Origin of the sequence: Aeromonas aquatica (assembly GCF_000764655.1) — a bacterium.
GTDB lineage: Bacteria > Pseudomonadota > Gammaproteobacteria > Enterobacterales > Aeromonadaceae > Aeromonas > Aeromonas aquatica.
This window is the reverse complement of sequence record NZ_JRGL01000007.1, coordinates 1-15,022: the sequence shown is the minus strand read 5'-3', so window position 1 is coordinate 15,022 and position 15,022 is coordinate 1. Positions and strand designations below refer to the sequence as shown.

Annotated in this window: 12 protein-coding genes and 2 pseudogenes; 9 read left to right on the top strand and 5 right to left on the bottom strand. The window is 63.9% G+C overall.

The annotated features are described in order from the left end of the window. Positions 1–138 precede the first annotated feature (138 nt). The 3 genes from hrpB to gloA2 all read left to right on the top strand — a co-directional run bounded on the left by hrpB (position 139) and on the right by gloA2 (position 5,475). Entirely contained in the window at positions 139–2,604 is a 2,466-nt protein-coding gene (hrpB, locus tag LG30_RS0100670) for an ATP-dependent helicase HrpB (RefSeq protein ID WP_033128781.1), read from the top strand. A gap of 92 nt (positions 2,605–2,696) precedes the next feature. Then, a complete protein-coding gene (mrcB, locus tag LG30_RS0100665; protein ID WP_033128780.1) occupies positions 2,697–5,024 on the top strand; it encodes a penicillin-binding protein 1B in 2,328 nt (775 codons plus the stop codon). A 40-nt stretch (positions 5,025–5,064) separates the two neighbouring features. After that, a complete protein-coding gene (gene gloA2 / locus LG30_RS0100660; RefSeq protein ID WP_033128779.1) occupies positions 5,065–5,475 on the top strand; it encodes an SMU1112c/YaeR family gloxylase I-like metalloprotein in 411 nt (136 codons plus the stop codon). 80 nt (positions 5,476–5,555) lie between these two features. Here the strand turns inward: gloA2 and LG30_RS0100655 are convergent, their stop codons facing one another. Next, complete coding sequence (locus LG30_RS0100655; protein WP_033128778.1) at positions 5,556–5,876, bottom strand: SMR family transporter; 321 nt, start codon at positions 5,874–5,876, stop codon at positions 5,556–5,558. Then, on the bottom strand, positions 5,864–6,265 hold the full coding sequence (locus LG30_RS0100650) for an SMR family transporter (RefSeq protein WP_081965927.1): 402 nt from the start codon (positions 6,263–6,265) through the stop codon (positions 5,864–5,866). The genes LG30_RS0100655 and LG30_RS0100650 overlap by 13 nt, the downstream gene beginning before the upstream one ends. A 156-nt stretch (positions 6,266–6,421) precedes the next feature. Between LG30_RS0100650 and LG30_RS0100645 the strand changes: the two genes are divergently transcribed. Then, the gene (locus LG30_RS0100645; protein ID WP_033128777.1) at positions 6,422–7,303 is read left to right on the top strand and encodes a LysR family transcriptional regulator; all 882 of its coding nucleotides are present in this window, start codon (positions 6,422–6,424) and stop codon (positions 7,301–7,303) included. A 70-nt stretch (positions 7,304–7,373) separates the two neighbouring features. Here the strand turns inward: LG30_RS0100645 and LG30_RS0100640 are convergent, their stop codons facing one another. After that, positions 7,374–7,886: a DUF2937 family protein gene (locus LG30_RS0100640; protein WP_033128776.1), complete on the bottom strand. Its 513-nt coding sequence runs from the start codon at positions 7,884–7,886 to the stop codon at positions 7,374–7,376. Positions 7,887–8,091: 205 nt separating this feature from the next. On the opposite strand from LG30_RS0100640, the pseudogene LG30_RS20895 reads away from it, so the two are divergent. Continuing rightward, positions 8,092–8,773, top strand: a pseudogene (locus LG30_RS20895) (phosphatase PAP2 family protein). A gap of 284 nt (positions 8,774–9,057) precedes the next feature. Continuing rightward, positions 9,058–9,960: a sulfite exporter TauE/SafE family protein gene (locus LG30_RS0100630; RefSeq protein ID WP_033128775.1), complete on the top strand. Its 903-nt coding sequence runs from the start codon at positions 9,058–9,060 to the stop codon at positions 9,958–9,960. Positions 9,961–10,095: 135 nt separating this feature from the next. Here the strand turns inward: LG30_RS0100630 and LG30_RS0100625 are convergent, their stop codons facing one another. Together LG30_RS0100625 and hemL are read right to left on the bottom strand one after the other, a co-directional pair. Beyond that, on the bottom strand, positions 10,096–10,905 hold the full coding sequence (locus tag LG30_RS0100625) for a hypothetical protein (protein ID WP_033128954.1): 810 nt from the start codon (positions 10,903–10,905) through the stop codon (positions 10,096–10,098). Between the two features lie 208 nt (positions 10,906–11,113). After that, positions 11,114–12,399: pseudogene (hemL, locus tag LG30_RS20890) on the bottom strand (glutamate-1-semialdehyde 2,1-aminomutase). A gap of 220 nt (positions 12,400–12,619) precedes the next feature. Here hemL and clcA point away from each other — a divergent pair. The 3 genes from clcA to LG30_RS0100605 all read left to right on the top strand — a co-directional run. After that, positions 12,620–14,014, top strand: a complete 1,395-nt coding sequence (clcA, locus tag LG30_RS0100615; RefSeq protein ID WP_033128774.1) for a H(+)/Cl(-) exchange transporter ClcA — start codon at positions 12,620–12,622, stop codon at positions 14,012–14,014. Positions 14,015–14,101: 87 nt separating this feature from the next. After that, positions 14,102–14,794, top strand: a complete 693-nt coding sequence (locus LG30_RS0100610; RefSeq protein WP_033128773.1) for a DUF6776 family protein — start codon at positions 14,102–14,104, stop codon at positions 14,792–14,794. Positions 14,795–14,883: 89 nt separating this feature from the next. Beyond that, positions 14,884–15,022, top strand: a 139-nt coding sequence (locus LG30_RS0100605) for an iron-sulfur cluster insertion protein ErpA (RefSeq protein WP_033128953.1), incomplete at its 3' end; no start/stop codon positions are given.

Here is a 15,022-nt window from a genome sequence, read left to right as displayed (position 1 = left end):
CCGCCGTGTGGAAGCGCGCGCCGTAGCCTTAATGCCTGGGTTGTTGTGGTGCGCCTGCGACATCCGCTTATGGTCTTGGCGGATGCTATGGCAGAATGGACCCCGTTTTTAAGGTCGCCACAGAAGGTCTTCGCCGTTTTGTCCCAACTCCCCATCGTCTCGGTGCTGTCCGGGCTGTTTGATGCCATCGCTGCTCATCCGAGCGTGATCCTGCAGGCGCCCCCGGGCGCGGGCAAATCGACCCTGCTGCCGCTGGAGCTGGTGCGCCAAAACCGGCTGCCCGGTCGCATCATCATGCTGGAGCCCCGCCGTCTGGCGGCGCGCAACATTGCGAGCTTCCTGGCCCGTCAGCTGGGGGAGAAGGTGGGAGAGCGCATCGGCCTGCGGGTGCGCGGCGAGAGCCGTACCAGTGCACAGACCCGGCTCGAGATAGTGACAGAGGGGGTGCTGACCCGGATGTTGCAGCAGGATCCCGAGCTGACGGGCGTCTCCCTGGTCATCTTCGACGAATTTCACGAGCGCAGCCTGCATGCGGACACCGCGCTCGCCTTTGCCATCGAGAGTCAGCAAGGGCTGCGGGACGATCTCAAGCTGCTGATCATGTCCGCCACCCTGGATGGCATGGCGCTTGAGCGCCTGCTGCCGGATGCCCCCGTCATCCGCTCCGAGGGACGCGGCTTTCCCATCGACTATCACTATCGCCCCGCCAACCGTCAGCAGTGGCTGGAGCCGCAAGTCGGCGCCGTGGTGCTGGAGGCGCTGGCCAGTCATGCCGGCAGCGCCCTGGTGTTCCTGCCGGGGCAGGGGGAGATAGAGCGGCTGGCACAATGGCTGGAGGGGCGGTTGCCGGAGGACGTACGCCTCGCACCGCTCTATGGCCGCCTGGACATGGCGGCCCAGCAGGCCGCCATAGAGCCGGCCCCGGCGGGCCGTCGCAAGCTGGTGCTCACCACCAATGTGGCGGAGACCTCCCTCACCATAGAGGGGGTCTCCATCGTCATCGACAGCGGCCTGGAGCGGCGCGCCTCCTTCGACTTGAAGAGCGGCGTCACCCGGCTGGAGACCCGCCAGATCGCCAGGGCGTCCGCCACCCAGCGGGCGGGCCGCGCCGGCCGCCTCGGCCCCGGCGTCTGCTACCGGCTGTGGAGCAGTGAAGGGCAGGAGCGCCTCGCCGAGCAGAGCCCACCGGATATCCTGACCCAGGAGCTGACCGGCCTGTTGCTGGACGCCGCCCAGTGGGGCGCCAGGGTCGAGAGCCTGCCGCTGCTGGACATGCCTCCCGCCGCCGCCCTGGCCAGCGCCCAGCGGTTGCTGGTGGCACTCGGCGCCATGCGGCCGGAGGCGGATCGGCAACTCACCCCCGAGGGCAGAGCCATGGCGGCGTTCGGTACCCATCCCCGGCTCGCACGCCTGCTGCTGCGCGCGCGGGCGCTGGAGGCCGGGGGTCTGACAGGGATTGTCGCCGACGCGGCCTATCTGGTGGCGCTGCTGGAAGAGGATCTGCGAGGATCCGAGCGTCTCTCCGTGCTGTTCCATCGCCGGCAAGGAGCCCTGCGTCAGGGCGCCGCCCGCTGGTTCGAGCGCCTCGGCGCAAGGCCTGCGGTCGCCCAGGGTCAATGGCTCGGGCTGCTGTGCGCCCTCGCCTGGCCGGATCGGATCGGCAAGCTGCGCAGCGGTCAGCGTTATCAACTCAGTGGTGGGGTGAGCTGCGATCTGGTAGAAGGTCATCCCTGTCAGGGACAAGCGGCGATCGTTGCCGTGGAGATGGGGCAGAACGAGCGCGGCAGCCGCATCTTCATCGCCGAGCCGGTGGAGCTGGACGAGCTGGTGCGCCAACTGCCGGAGCTGGTGAGCGAGCGCCAGTGGTTCGACTGGGACGAGCGGGAGGAACGGGTGCGGGCCGAGCGCCAGCAGGTGATCGGCGAACTGGTGCTGAGCCAGCGGCCGCTGACGGATCTCTCCGACGAGCAGAAGGGGTGCTGCCTGCTGCAAGGGATCCGGCGCAAGGGGTTGCACGTGCTGCCCTGGGATGAGGGCAGCGAAGGGCTGCTGGCCCGGCTGCGCTGCGCCGCCGACTGGCTGCCGGACGAGGGCTGGCTGCCGGACGAGGGCTGGCCCGCCATGGATGAGGAGAGCCTGCTGGCGCGCCTCGAGGAGTGGTTGCTGCCCGCCCTCGCGGGCATGAGCCGGCTGGAGCAGCTCAAGCGCCTCAATCTGGTGGACATATTGCGCCAGTCCCTGCCCTGGCCGCTGCCGAGGCGGTTGGACGAGGCGCTGCCGAGCCACTTCACCGCTCCCACCGGCAGCCGGGTGCGCATTCGCTATGAGCCGGGACAGGCGCCGGTGATCCCGGTGCGTATCCAGGAGATGTTCGGGCAAGGCACCACCCCCTGCGTGGCCGATGGCCGGGTGCCCCTGGTGGTGGAGCTGCTCTCCCCGGCCCAGCGGCCGCTGCAGATCACCGCCGATCTCGCCGCCTTCTGGGCCGGCTCCTACGGCGAGGTGAAGAAAGAGATGAAGGGGCGCTATCCCCGCCACTATTGGCCGGACAATCCGCTGGAGGCGATGCCGACCAGGGTGACCAAGAAGAAGATGGGGATCTAACCCTGACCCTCTCCCGACGGGAGAGGGTGGTGAATCAATGATCACGCCACTCAGGCGACACAACGCATAACGACGAATAACAAAGAGGATTCATGGCAACCCAAAGACGCAAGAGCGCGCCCAAGAAGGCGGCGCCCAACCGCACCATATGGCGCAAGCTGTTCTGGCTTGGCTTCAAGCTCTCCCTGGTGGTGGGCGCCTTCATGGTGGTCTTCGGTATCTATCTCGATACCAAGGTGCGCGAGCGCTTCGACGGTGAGAAGTGGCAGCTGCCGGTGATGGTCTACAGCCGTCCGCTGGAGCTCTACCCCAGCCAGCGTCTCTCCCAGGCCCAGATGCTGCGCGAGCTCAGCATGCTGAGCTACAAGCAGGTGCGCCAGCCCCACACCCCGGGGGAATATGCGGTCAACGGCAATCGCATCGATCTCATTCGTCGTCCGTTCGCCTTCCATGACGGTGCCGATGCGGCGCGCGGCCTGCGCCTGAGCTTCAACGGTGCGCGGCTGGAGGGGATCCAGTCCCTCGAGAACCAGCGTCAGCTCGGTTATGCCCAGATGGACCCTGTCTTGCTGGACCGCCTCAACACCGAGGATCGGGAGGATCGTCTGCTGGTGCGTATCGCCGAGGTGCCGGACAGCCTGCTGGTGACCCTGCTCACCACCGAAGATAGAGACTTCTATCAGCACGGCGGCGTCTCGCCGGTGGCCATCATGCGTGCCATGGTGGCCAACGTGCTGGCCGGCCGCACGGTGCAGGGGGGCAGTACTCTCACTCAGCAGCTCGCCAAGAACTTCTTCCTGACCCGCGAGCGCAGCCTGTGGCGCAAGGCGCAGGAAGCCTATATGGCGGTACTCATCGACTATCGCTACAGCAAGGACGAGATCCTGGAGGCCTACCTCAACGAGGTCTATCTGGGGCAGAACTTCTCCCAGGGGGTCTATGGCTTCGGGCTCGCCTCCTACTTCTACTTCGGCATCCCGGTCAACGAGCTGGACATCGATCAGGTGGCCCTGCTGGTGGGCATGGTGAAGGGGCCTTCCTATTACGATCCCTGGCGCTTCCCCGAGCGGGCCAAGGCACGCCGGGATCTGGTGCTCAAGTTGCTGATGGATCACGGCAGCCTGACCCAGCCGGAATATGAACTGGCCAGCAAGCAGCCGCTCGGCATCATCACCCGGGGCCAGATGAGCTATGGTCGCACCCCGGCCTTCATGGGCCTGCTCAAGCGCGAGATCCAGAGCCGCTTCGGCCCGGATCTGCTCAAGCAGTCCGGCCTCAAGATCTTCACCAGCCTGGATCCCATCGCCCAGCACGCCGCCGAGCAGGCGGTGGAGTCCGGTCTGGCCACCATCGAGAAGCAGCGTGGCAAGAAGAAGCTGGAGGCGGCCATGGTGGTCTCCGACTGGCACAAGGGCGAGGTGGTCGCCATGGTGGGGGGGCGGGATCCGCGCTACGCCGGCTTCAACCGGGCGCTGGATGCCCGCCGCCAGATCGGCTCCCTGGTCAAACCTGCGGTCTATCTGACCGGCCTCTCCAACGGCCTGACCCTGGGCACGCCGCTGAAAGATCAGCCGATCCGCATCCGTGGTCAGGACGGCCAGATCTGGACGCCCCAGAACTACGATCGCAAGTTCCGCCAGAGCGTGCCGCTGATGGAGGCGCTGGCCAGCTCCCTCAACGTGCCGACCGTCAACCTCGGCCTGCAGGTAGGCCTGGACAAGGTGGTGGACACCCTGCACAAGCTCGGCGTCTCCCAGGAGATCCAGCCCTATCCGTCCCTGGTGCTGGGGGCTGTGGCCCTGTCGCCGATGGAGGTGAACCAGATGTACCTGCCCATCGCCAACCAGGGGCTGACCCAGCCGCTGTCGGCCATTCGCGCCGTGGTGAACAGCGATGGCAGCCAGCTCTATCAGCACGATGAGGCCGCCAAGCGGGTGACGGATCCCCAGGCGAGCTGGCTGACCCTGTTCGCCATGACCAAGACGGTGAGCCAGGGCACGGCCCGCGCCCTGAGCGCCAAATTCCCCGGCGCCACTATGGCCGCCAAGACGGGGACCACCAACGAGCTGCGGGACTCCTGGTTTGCGGGCCTCGACAACAACGAGCTGGTGAGCGTCTGGGTCGGCCGCGACGACAACACCCCGGCCGGACTGACCGGGGCCAGCGGCGCCTTGCAGCTGTTCAGCGGTTACATGAGCCAGCGCGGGGTCAACAGCCTGAGCCTGAACATGCCGGAAGGGGTGAGCTGGGCCAGCTTCTCCCGCGCCAGCGGTGCCCGGGTCACCAACGATTGCCCCGGCAGTCTGCAGGTACCGGCCAAACTGGCGGGGCTGGGGGAACCCATGAGCTGCGCCAGCCCGGTCTCCAACCCGAACCCGGTCAATGCCCTGGACAACTGGTTCAACGGTTTCTTCAACTAACGAGGCGGGCGGCCTGGTCGCCCGTCTTCACGGAGTCGATATGACAGTGCCCCTGTTTGACGGCATTCATCACGTGGCCATCATCGCCAGCGACTATGCCCGCTCTCGCCGCTTCTATCACGAGCTGCTGGGGCTGCCCATCATCGCTGAGACCCTGCGTGCCGAGCGCGAGTCCTGGAAGCTGGATCTGGGCCTGCCGGATGGCAGCCAGCTCGAGCTGTTCAGCTTCCCGGCGCCGCCGGCGCGGCCCTCCCGGCCCGAGGCCTGCGGCCTGCGTCATCTGGCGTTTCGGGTGGGGGATCTGGAGCGGGTCATCGCCCATCTGCAAGCCCATCAGATCGAGGTGGAGCCGGTGCGGCTGGACGAGCTGACGGGCCGGCGTTTCACCTTCTTCGCCGACCCGGACGGCCTGCCGCTGGAGCTGTATGAGGTAGCGACTTCCGCTGCCTGAGTCATCTGCTGTAGAGGTTTTATCCAACAAAAAGCCGCCCGGCAAACCGGGCGGCTTTTTTATGTGCAACTGGTAGAGAATCAGGCGGTGGTCAACAGCGCCACCGCCACGGCCATCACCAGGATCCCGGCCCAGCCGATGGGCTTGAGCCGCTCGCCAAACAGCAAGAGACCGCCGAGCGCGGTACCGAGGATGCCGATGGCGCCCCAGGTGGCATAGGCGATGGCGAGATCTATCTTGCCGGTGCTCACCGCCTCCGAGAGCAGGGTGAAGGCGCAGAGCACCAGCAGGATGCCGAGAAAGCCCCAGCCCTTGTAGCGAAAGCCGACCGATCGGTTGATCGCCATGTTGGCACAGATATCCAGCAGCGCCGCGCCGAGCACGATGATCAGGGGGTGCATACCGCCTCCTTCAGCTTGCTCGGGCCATTCTGGCTGCGCGGCTCCTCATGGGTTTCACCCAGGGTCACCATAACAATCCCCACTATGGCCAGCGCCAGACCGATCAGCTCCTGCGTGCCGAGGTCGTAATCCATGAACAGCATGGAGACCAGGGTGATGAGGCCGATCCCCAGCCCCTCCCACAAGGCGAAGGCGACCCCAATAGAGATTGTTTTGGCGGCTTTGGCCAGCAACAGATAGGAGAGGGCGATGAGCCCCCACATGGGCAGATAGTTGAGCCATCCGGCTTCATTGTCCGGGATCAGGGCCATGGTCGAGGTGCCCGCCACCTCGGTCAGGATGGCGCCGGTCAGAAAGATCCGGGCCAATAGCATGCGACTGATTAACATACGACGTCCTTTTGTGACTGCGACCCTGAGATGATAGCCGTGGTGACAGCCGGCTCGGGAATCGCTGAGCGTCGAGAAATCGGACGCTGTGGGTTTGCCTTGTGCATTGGGGGCGAGCTAAGGTAGTCATAGGAAACTCCACCATCCGCGATCCTTATGAAGCTTAACCAGATACAACTCTTCGTCGAATCAGCTGACTGCGGCTCCATTGCCCATGCCGCGCGCCGGCTTGGCAAGAGTCGCAGCGCGGTTAGCACGGCGATTGCGGCACTGGAGCTGGAGCTTGGCGTCGATCTTTTTGAACGAGGGGCCAACCAGAGTCGGCTGACCGAGATAGGGGAGCAGGTGCTGGACGACTGCAAGCGGCTGCTGCAGGCGGCCAACAGTCTGAAGCTCAAGTGCGAGCATCACGCCTCAGGCGCCGAGGTGGCGCTGCGGGTGGCGCGGGACGATGCCATCCCCGAACCCGTCTGGCGGGACATGCTGGGCACCCTGCGCCGCCAGTTTCCGGGCACCAGTATTTCGCTGGTGCTGGCCTCGCCCCCCGAACTGCCGGCCCTGGTGGAGGAGGGGTTTGTGGATGCCGCCTTCGGCCTCATCACCGATGAGCAGGAGCGCAGCGGTCTGTGCATCGATGTGCTGAACCCGATCCGCACCCTGATGGTGGTGGCGCCGAGCCACCCCCTCGCCAGCCTGAAGCGGGTGCTGCAGCAGGATCTGGCCGGCCATACCCAGGTCACCCTCTCCTACGTCGACGAGTATTCGGTCAAGAGCCTGCTGCCCATCGGCGGCCAGCACATCGGCCTGTCGAGCTTCGAGCTGATGCGGGACGCCGTGCTGGATGGCCTCGGTTGGGCCGTGCTGCCCTCGCCGCTGATCCAGAGCCAGTTGCGGCAAGGGGAGCTGTTGACCCTCAAGCACAAGTTCAGCCTGCAGTGGCGCGATTACGGCGTCTATCTGGCGGAGAACGCCCACCACGGCAAGGTGCTCGCCTGGTTGAAGAAGGCGATCCAGGCCTACCTCGAACCCTTCGAGTAGCCGCCTCGGGGGAAGGGGAAAAGCAAGAGGGGCCTCGGGGCCCCTCTTGCTTTTCTGCACTGACGCCGGCTCAGCGCAGGCTATGACGGGAGGGAGGGCGTTGGCTAAATGGCAGCAGTACTATCCCCAGCAGCAGATCCCCCAGCAGGGCCGCGAACAGGCCCCCCATCATCCCACAGAAGATGGCGGCCTGCTTGATGGGCACCACATAGCTGTAGTTGTGCAGGGTGTCTTGCCAGAGCTGGGGATCCGGTTGCAGCAGCAGGTGGGACAGCTGCCGATACCAGGGGGAATCCTGGAAGAGGCTTTCCTGCTGCAGGCGCTGTTGCTGGCTCACCAGCAGTTGCAGGCTGGTGGCATCCTGGGTGAAGACGGGATCCTGGCTGGCGCCGTAATGGGCGATCAAGGCATTCAGATCCCCGCCAAAATGCTGTTCCGCGGTGCCCTGGAAGGGCGCCAGACTGAGGTTGGCCTGTTGCAGCCGGGCATCCAGCCGCTGGTAGTAGAGATCGATCAGCCCCGGTATCTGCACGCCTGCCAGCAAACCGAGAGCAAACAACATCATGCGAAGGTAGCTGCGCATCGTCATCATCCTGAGTGAGGGGAGAGTCCATACTAGCCGCAAGTTGCGGGCGATCCAAGGCGGCGCGTTCACCGATCCCGACGCAGGCAGAGGCGGCTGGGTCAGTATCGATGGTGCCTGTGTTTGACGCTCGCCCTTACATTTTTGTGATTCAGATCACCAAAACTCTGCCTTAACATGGGCCCTTTTCGAAGGAGGCGTTGGCATGAGCAAGTTCATCCCTTTCTATCTGGTCGGGGGCCTGATCGCCCTCAGTTGGACCGTCCTGCCGGGTCATGGCCCCTGGGATAGATGGGATCTCGCCACCTTCCAGCTGGTCAATGGCTGGCTTGGCGCCTCCCCGCACTGGGCCTATCTGGTTGCCATCACCAATCACCGGCTGTTCGATCTGGCCGTGCTGGCCTGCATGGGGGGGATCCTGGCCACCTGTTTCTTCCGTGTCCAGGGTGAGGCACGCCACCGGCTGGTGGCGATGGGGGTGGTCATGCTGCTCGGCGCCTTGCTTATCAATCAGGTCGTCCACCTGCTGCCGATCAGCCGCTCCAGCCTCACCTTGATGGTGGCGGGCGCTGCGGGTGAGCGAGCTTAGCCAGATCCCGACCAAGGACTCTGCCGGCAACAGCTTTCCCGGCGATCACGCCCTGTTCCTGATGATCTTCGCCGGTTTTGCCTTGCGTTACCTGCCGCGCCGGGCGCTGTCGTCAGCCGTGCTGATGGTGCCCCTGTTCTCGGCCCCCCGTATTCTTGCCGGTGCCCACTGGCTGACGGATGTCTATGTGGGGGCCCTCAGTCTGGCCCTGCTCTGCCTGCCGCCGCTGCTGCTGACCCCATTGTCGGATCGATTGATCGCGCGCCTCGTCCCCAGACTGTCTCGCTGCCTGTCCTGATGTTTTCTCCCTCACCGACCCACGAACGATAAAAAAGAAGGCGGTTGTGAGCCGCCTTCTTTTGGTGATGCACCATCGGAATCTGTGGTCGTCGCGAAATGACCATGATTACGACCGATGAACCCGGGCTTGCGCCCTCATAGACAAGTATTAGCAGAGTCGTTCGGGCGTGCTTGTCGAGAGATCCTCCAGTTAATCGTTTGCATTGGCTGAAGGGTTGATCCTGACCAAGATTTTTTATTCTTGCTGCCTTAGAATCGCCGCCCGTCGCTGGAGGACTTCGTATGCTCATTACTTTTTTACGCCTGTTGTTTATTGGCTGTGCCCTGGTTTTCATCTTCATGTTGGTCCGTGCCTGGTGGCACAAACGGCGTCAGGGCGAACTTGAGTCCACGCCGTTCTGGCCGGTGGCGGGCATCGGGTTTGTCGCCAACTTTCTCGACACCCTGGGGGTCGGCAGCTTCGCGGTGAAGACAGCCTGCTACAAGCAGTTCAAGCTCATCGATGACCGGCTGTTGCCCGGTACCCTCAACGGCCAGTGCGTGTTGCCGACCGTGGTCCAGTCCCTCATCTTCGTCGGCGCAGTCAAGGTGGATCCTGTCACCCTCATCGGCATGATGGCGGCGGCGGCGGCGGGGGCCGCCTGGGGTGCTCGTCACGTCGCCTCCTTCGACAGGCAGACCATCCGGCTGGTGATGGCGGTTTCCCTGCTGGTGGTGGCGGGGCTGATCTTCGCCGGGTTGCTGGGCCTGTTCCCCCTGGGGGGCGCGGCCATGGGGCTGACCGGTTACAAGTTGGGGATAGCGCTGCTCGGCAACTTCATCTTCGGCGTGCTGATGAATGTCGGCATCGGCCTGTTCGCCCCTTGCATGACCCTGGTCTACCTGCTGGGAATGAACCCGCTGGCGGCCTTCCCCATCATGATGGGCTCCACCGCCGTGCTCAGCGTCTTCTCGGCGGGCACCTTCATCCGCAAGGGAGCCTTCGATGCCAAGGCGGTGCTGGCGGTGGCCATCTTCGGCCCGATCGGGGTGGTGCTGGCGGCCATGCTGGTGCAATCCATGGACATGCAGATGCTGAAATGGCTGGTGGCCTTCATCGTCATCTACACCTCCTGGACCATGTATGCCTCCTGGAAGGCGGCGCGCCATCAACCTCAGCCCCAACTGGCGGGTGCCACCGGCTAGCTGCTACCAACCAGGCAGGACGGTTCTGGCGGTCATGTTCCGGTGTAGTCCACCGACATGCAGATGCTGAAGTGGCTGGCTCGCTGCTACCCGATAGCGTCACAAGGCCCATCAGGCGGATAGCGGCTGGGCCTGTCATTTGGATCGCCGGATCCCGCGTCTGGCGAGTGTCCCCGTCTTCATTTGACCCGTACTCGGCGGGGGACGCTGGCTGGAGGCGACCAATGCCGCCTCGGCCTTGGCCCCAAGGAAGACATAGAGCCCAAGCGCCAGCAGCAGCCCCACGGCGCAGCCCATCACCCCCACCGCAGGCCAGAGCAGCTCGATCTGGCCGAGGGATCCCTTGAACAGCAGCAACAAGCCCTCGATGGAAACCGCGATCAGGATGGCGGCGATGAAGCGGGTGATGGTGCGGCGAATGGCGCTGTGGCGGAAGATGTCCTTATGCAGCAGCACCTCCTCCTCCAGAATGGTCTTGCCCAGATCGAACACCGCCAGCGCCAGGGTCAGGAAGATGATGGCGCTGAAGGCGCCGAGCTTGTTCTGCTGGGTGCCGCACAGCAGCAAATAGATCTGCTCCAGCCCATGCCAGATCAGGGTCGCGACAATGAGAAACAGCGCCAGACTCAGGATCACATACACGGCCCTGAACCAGGGGATGGCACGGCGCCGCTCCCTGTCCCCCATCAACCAGGCGATCAGCTGATGCAGATTGATACCGAGCTCGCGGCCATGGCCCTGCACCACCAGTCGAAGCTGCCCCTGCGGGGCGGGGATGGGTGCCAGTATGCCGGGGCTTGCCTGGCTCTGGCCTATGCTCTGCACGAAGGGATAACCCTTGAGGGCCTCCGGGGGCAGGCTGAGCAGCCCCAGCAGCAGGGGGCTCAGCTCGGTCTCGTACTCCTGATAGCGCCGCAGCACATCGATAGGGCTCATCTCTGCCATACACACCTCGGTCAAGTGGGCTCCTGCATGAACTCGTGCAAATAGTGGGCCCGCTTTATGACAGCCAATGTGGTGGTGGATGCACCAGCTAGTGGCAAACATCGGCGAGAAGAGAGGGGTCTGCACCAGAAGGGGGCTCTGGCACGGCGAGACGACAGAGGCAACAAAAAAGGGCCCTTCACGGGCCCTTGGTTCATACCGGCAGGGCTCAGCCCGCCAGTTTGGCGAAGCTGCGCTCGGCGGCGGCCAGGGTGTGTTCAATCTCCTTGTCGCCGTGGGCCAGTGACAGGAAGCCCGCCTCGTAGGCGCTCGGCGCCAGATAGACACCCTCTTCCAGCATCAGATGGTAGAAGCGCTTGAAGCGTTCCATGTCGCAGCGGGTCACCTGCTCATAGCGGGTGATCTCGGCTTCGTCGGTGAAGAAGAAGCCGAACATGCCGCCCACATGGGTGATGGCGAGCGGGATGCCGTGTTTGGCAGCGGCGGCCTTCAGCCCCTCGGCCACTTGGGTGGTCTTGGCGCTCAGTTGCTCATAGAGGCCAGGCGCTTGCAGCAGGTCCAGCATGGCGAGGCCGGCAGCCATGGCCACCGGGTTGCCGGAGAGGGTGCCCGCCTGATAGACGGGGCCGGTCGGGGCTATGTATTGCATCACCTTCTTCTTGCCGCCGAAGGCGCCCACCGGCATGCCGGCCCCGATGATCTTGCCGAGGGTGGTGAGGTCGGGATCTATGTTGTAGTGGCCCTGGGCGCCGCGCAGGGAGACCCGGAAGCCGGTCATGACTTCGTCCAGGATCAGCAGGGCGCCAAACTCGTCACAGATGGCGCGCAGTCCTTCCAGGAAGCCGGGGACCGGCGGGATGCAGTTCATGTTGCCCGCCACCGGCTCGACTATGATGCAGGCGATCTCGCTGCCGTACTGGGTGAAGGCTTCGCGCACCGAGTCCAGATCGTTGAACACACAGGTGAGAGTGTGTTTGGCAAAGTCGGCCGGTACGCCCGGGCTGTTGGGCTGGCCCAGGGTCAGGGCGCCGGAGCCGGCCTTCACCAGCAGGGAGTCGGCGTGGCCGTGGTAGCAACCCTCGAATTTGACGATCTTGTCGCGGCCGGTGTAGCCGCGGGCGAGGCGGATGGCGCTCATGGTGGCTTCGGTGCCGGAGTTGACCATCCGGACCTGTTCCATGGAGGGGACTATCTGGCGACCTTCTCGGCCATCAGCACTTCGATCTCGGTCGGCGCGCCGAAGCTCAGCCCCTTCTCCACCGCCTGGATGACGGCGGCCTTGATGGCGGGGTGATTGTGGCCGAGCAGCATGGGGCCCCAGGAACCGATGTAGTCCACATAGGCCTGACCATCCACATCATAGAGATAGGCACCGTCGGCGTGATCGATGAAGCGGGGCGTGCCACCGACCCCGTTGAAGGCGCGGACCGGGGAGTTGACGCCACCCGGTATGGTCTGGCGGGCCTGTTCAAACAGCTGATCTGATTTTGACATGGATCATCCTTAGTGGGATTTTGGTTGTCGTACCCGGGAAGATGGCCGAATGAGGCTCGGCAGCCAGGAGGGGGTGGAGTATGCTTTGCGCTCTCGTTACCCGGGCCCTGGCCTGCTCCGTGGCACATGAAACGGGCCGACTATAGCAGAAAGGCCCTGTGCTGGGCAGCCGAGCCGAGGCAGGGTGTTTCCGATCCTGGTTAGATGAATATGGTATCCCATGGTGCAAGAATCTCTCTTCTCTTCTGAACCGGCTGCGCCACACCGCAGACCCGTCTTTTTTCGCCTCATTCAGCAGGACAAGATGCCATTGCTGGTGTTGCTGCTGGCGGCCCTGGTCGGCATCCTGGCCGGACTGGTATGTGGACTGTTCGAATTCTCGGTACGCTGGCTGGGGGAGCTGCGGCTAGCGCTGCTGGCGGATCGCCCCTGGTGGCAACTCGGTCTGCTGGGCTTCGGGTTCAGCGCCCTGCTGGGCCTGGTCGGTTATTTCCTCACCCACACCTTCGCCCCCGAGGCGGGGGGATCCGGCATTCCCGAGATCGAGGGGGCCATGGACGATCTGCGGCCGGTGCGCTGGTGGCGGGTGCTGCCGGTCAAGTTCTTCGGCGGCATCTGCACCCTGAGTTCGGGCATGGTGCTGGGACGGGAGGGGCCCTCGGTGCAGATCGGCGGCAATCTCGGCAAGATGGTGGCCGATATCTTCCGGCTGCCCAAGGAGCATGGCCATGCCCTGCTGGCCGCCGGCGCCGCGGGTGGCCTGGCCGCCGCCTTCAACGCCCCCTTGGCGGGGATCCTGTTCGTGATGGAGGAGATGCGGCCGCAGTTCCGTTACTCCTTCCTCGCCATCAAGGCGGTGGGGATCTCCGCCGTCATGGCGACCCTGATGCTGCAAAACATGAGGGGGCAGGGGCCGGTGATAAGCCTCCCTCATTACGATGCCCCCGCCCTGAAGGCACTCTGGCTGTTTCTCTTCATGGGGGGCTGTTTTGGCGTGTTGGGCTTCGTCTTCAACAAGCTGGTGCTCGCCTGTCAGGACGGCTATCTGGCCTTGCACCAGAACAAGCGGCACCGTTTCGTCGCCATCGGCATGCTGGTGGCGGGCATCTTCGGCGTGCTGTCGCTGTTTGTCCCCTCGGTCACCGGCGGCGGTACCGAGCTCATTCCGCATCTGCTGGGCAATGAGTATGCGCTGGCGACCCTGTTCCTCCTCTTCTCTGTACGGCTGATTGCAACCCTGATCTGCTTCTGCTCAGGGGCGCCGGGCGGGGTCTTTGCCCCGACCCTGGCGCTTGGCACCCTGTTCGGTGTGGTATTCGGCCATCTGTTTCATACGGCCTTCCCCGAACTTGGCATCGAGCCGGGCGCCTTCGCCATCGCTGGCATGGGGGCACTGTTTGCCGCCACGGTACGGGCTCCCATCACCGGCATAGTGCTGGTGACCGAGATGACGGATAACTATCAGCTGATCCTGCCCATGATGATCACCACTATAGGGGCGACCCTGGTGGCGCAATGGCTGGGGGGGCGTCCCATCTATTCCCAGATCCTGGAGCGAACTTTACGGCTGGCGGCGCGTCAAAAACGGGGAGAAAGCAGCGTGACGGCCGGTTAACTCCTTGTTTATCCGCATCAATCAGAGGATGTCGCGTATAGTGAAGGGAGAGTGGCCGTGTGCGACGGAGTCATATAAAGAGGCCCTATGTCCCGAATCGTGAAGGTATTGGTGGTGCTGATGGTGGGGGTGATCATCGGTTATTTCGTCGGTAATCGACAGGATCTGGCTCAGAGCAGTTTGCTGACAGTGCAGCAGGAGACCCTGGAGCGTCAGAGCAAGGCGATCGGCCTGCTCAAGACCGATCTGGGGGTAAAGGATACCTTGCTGGCGACCCAGAAGGCGGCCTTCGAACAGTTGCAGCAGACCCTCAAGGATCAGGAGGCGCAGGTACAGGAGCAGAAGCGCCAGTTGGCCTTCTTCGAGCGGATCATGAGGCCCACGGGTGAGCAAGTGGGGGTGGTGATCGATAATCTCACCCTGCAAGAGACCAGCGTACCCGGCCGTTACCACTATCGTCTGGCCCTGACCCAGCCCGCCAAGAAGCGTGAGCTGTTCCGTGGTCAGATACAGATAAAGGTGGAGGGCAGCCTGGCTGACAAGCCCAAGACCCTCAGCGGTCGGGATCTCGGCATGAAGGTAGGGGAGGGGCGCTATGCGCTGCGCTACTTCCAGTTGTTGGAAGGGAACTGGCAATTGCCGGCAGGTTTTATCCCGGATCGGGTGAGTGTCACCATTGCCAAAGAGGGTCGCCAACCCGCCCAGGAGTTGCTGGCTGAGTGGAGCGAGGTGCTCAAGCCTCTGGTGACGCAACCCGCCCCACTGCCTGCGGCACAGTAACAGAGCGGTGAATACTTGAACTAAATGGTCGGGTATTGGATAATTTCACAGTTTCCATGTTTGTGGATTTAACGGTTGTGAGGTCAGTAATGAGTGCAGTAGCAGAAGCCCCGTTGCCAATCCAGATGACGGATGCGGCGGCTAACAAGGTAAAGACCTTGATTACCGAAGAAGAAAATACCGAGCTCAAGCTGCGGGTCTATATCACTGGGGGGGGCTGCTCCGGTT

Excerpts from the sequence above, each read along its gene's own strand:
- LG30_RS0100640 (WP_033128776.1), bottom strand. The coding sequence starts at position 7,886 with ATGCGCAGCTACCTTCGCATGATGTTGTTTGCTCTCGGTTTGCTGGCA.
- clcA (WP_033128774.1), top strand. The coding sequence starts at position 12,620 with ATGGTGCAAGAATCTCTCTTCTCTTCTGAACCGGCTGCGCCACACCGC.
- LG30_RS0100650 (WP_081965927.1), bottom strand. The coding sequence starts at position 6,265 with ATGTTAATCAGTCGCATGCTATTGGCCCGGATCTTTCTGACCGGCGCC.
- LG30_RS0100630 (WP_033128775.1), top strand. The coding sequence starts at position 9,058 with ATGCTCATTACTTTTTTACGCCTGTTGTTTATTGGCTGTGCCCTGGTT.
- mrcB (WP_033128780.1), top strand. The coding sequence starts at position 2,697 with ATGGCAACCCAAAGACGCAAGAGCGCGCCCAAGAAGGCGGCGCCCAAC.
- LG30_RS0100645 (WP_033128777.1), top strand. The coding sequence starts at position 6,422 with ATGAAGCTTAACCAGATACAACTCTTCGTCGAATCAGCTGACTGCGGC.
- gloA2 (WP_033128779.1), top strand. The coding sequence starts at position 5,065 with ATGACAGTGCCCCTGTTTGACGGCATTCATCACGTGGCCATCATCGCC.
- LG30_RS0100655 (WP_033128778.1), bottom strand. The coding sequence starts at position 5,876 with ATGCACCCCCTGATCATCGTGCTCGGCGCGGCGCTGCTGGATATCTGT.
- LG30_RS0100610 (WP_033128773.1), top strand. The coding sequence starts at position 14,102 with ATGTCCCGAATCGTGAAGGTATTGGTGGTGCTGATGGTGGGGGTGATC.
- LG30_RS0100625 (WP_033128954.1), bottom strand. The coding sequence starts at position 10,905 with ATGGCAGAGATGAGCCCTATCGATGTGCTGCGGCGCTATCAGGAGTAC.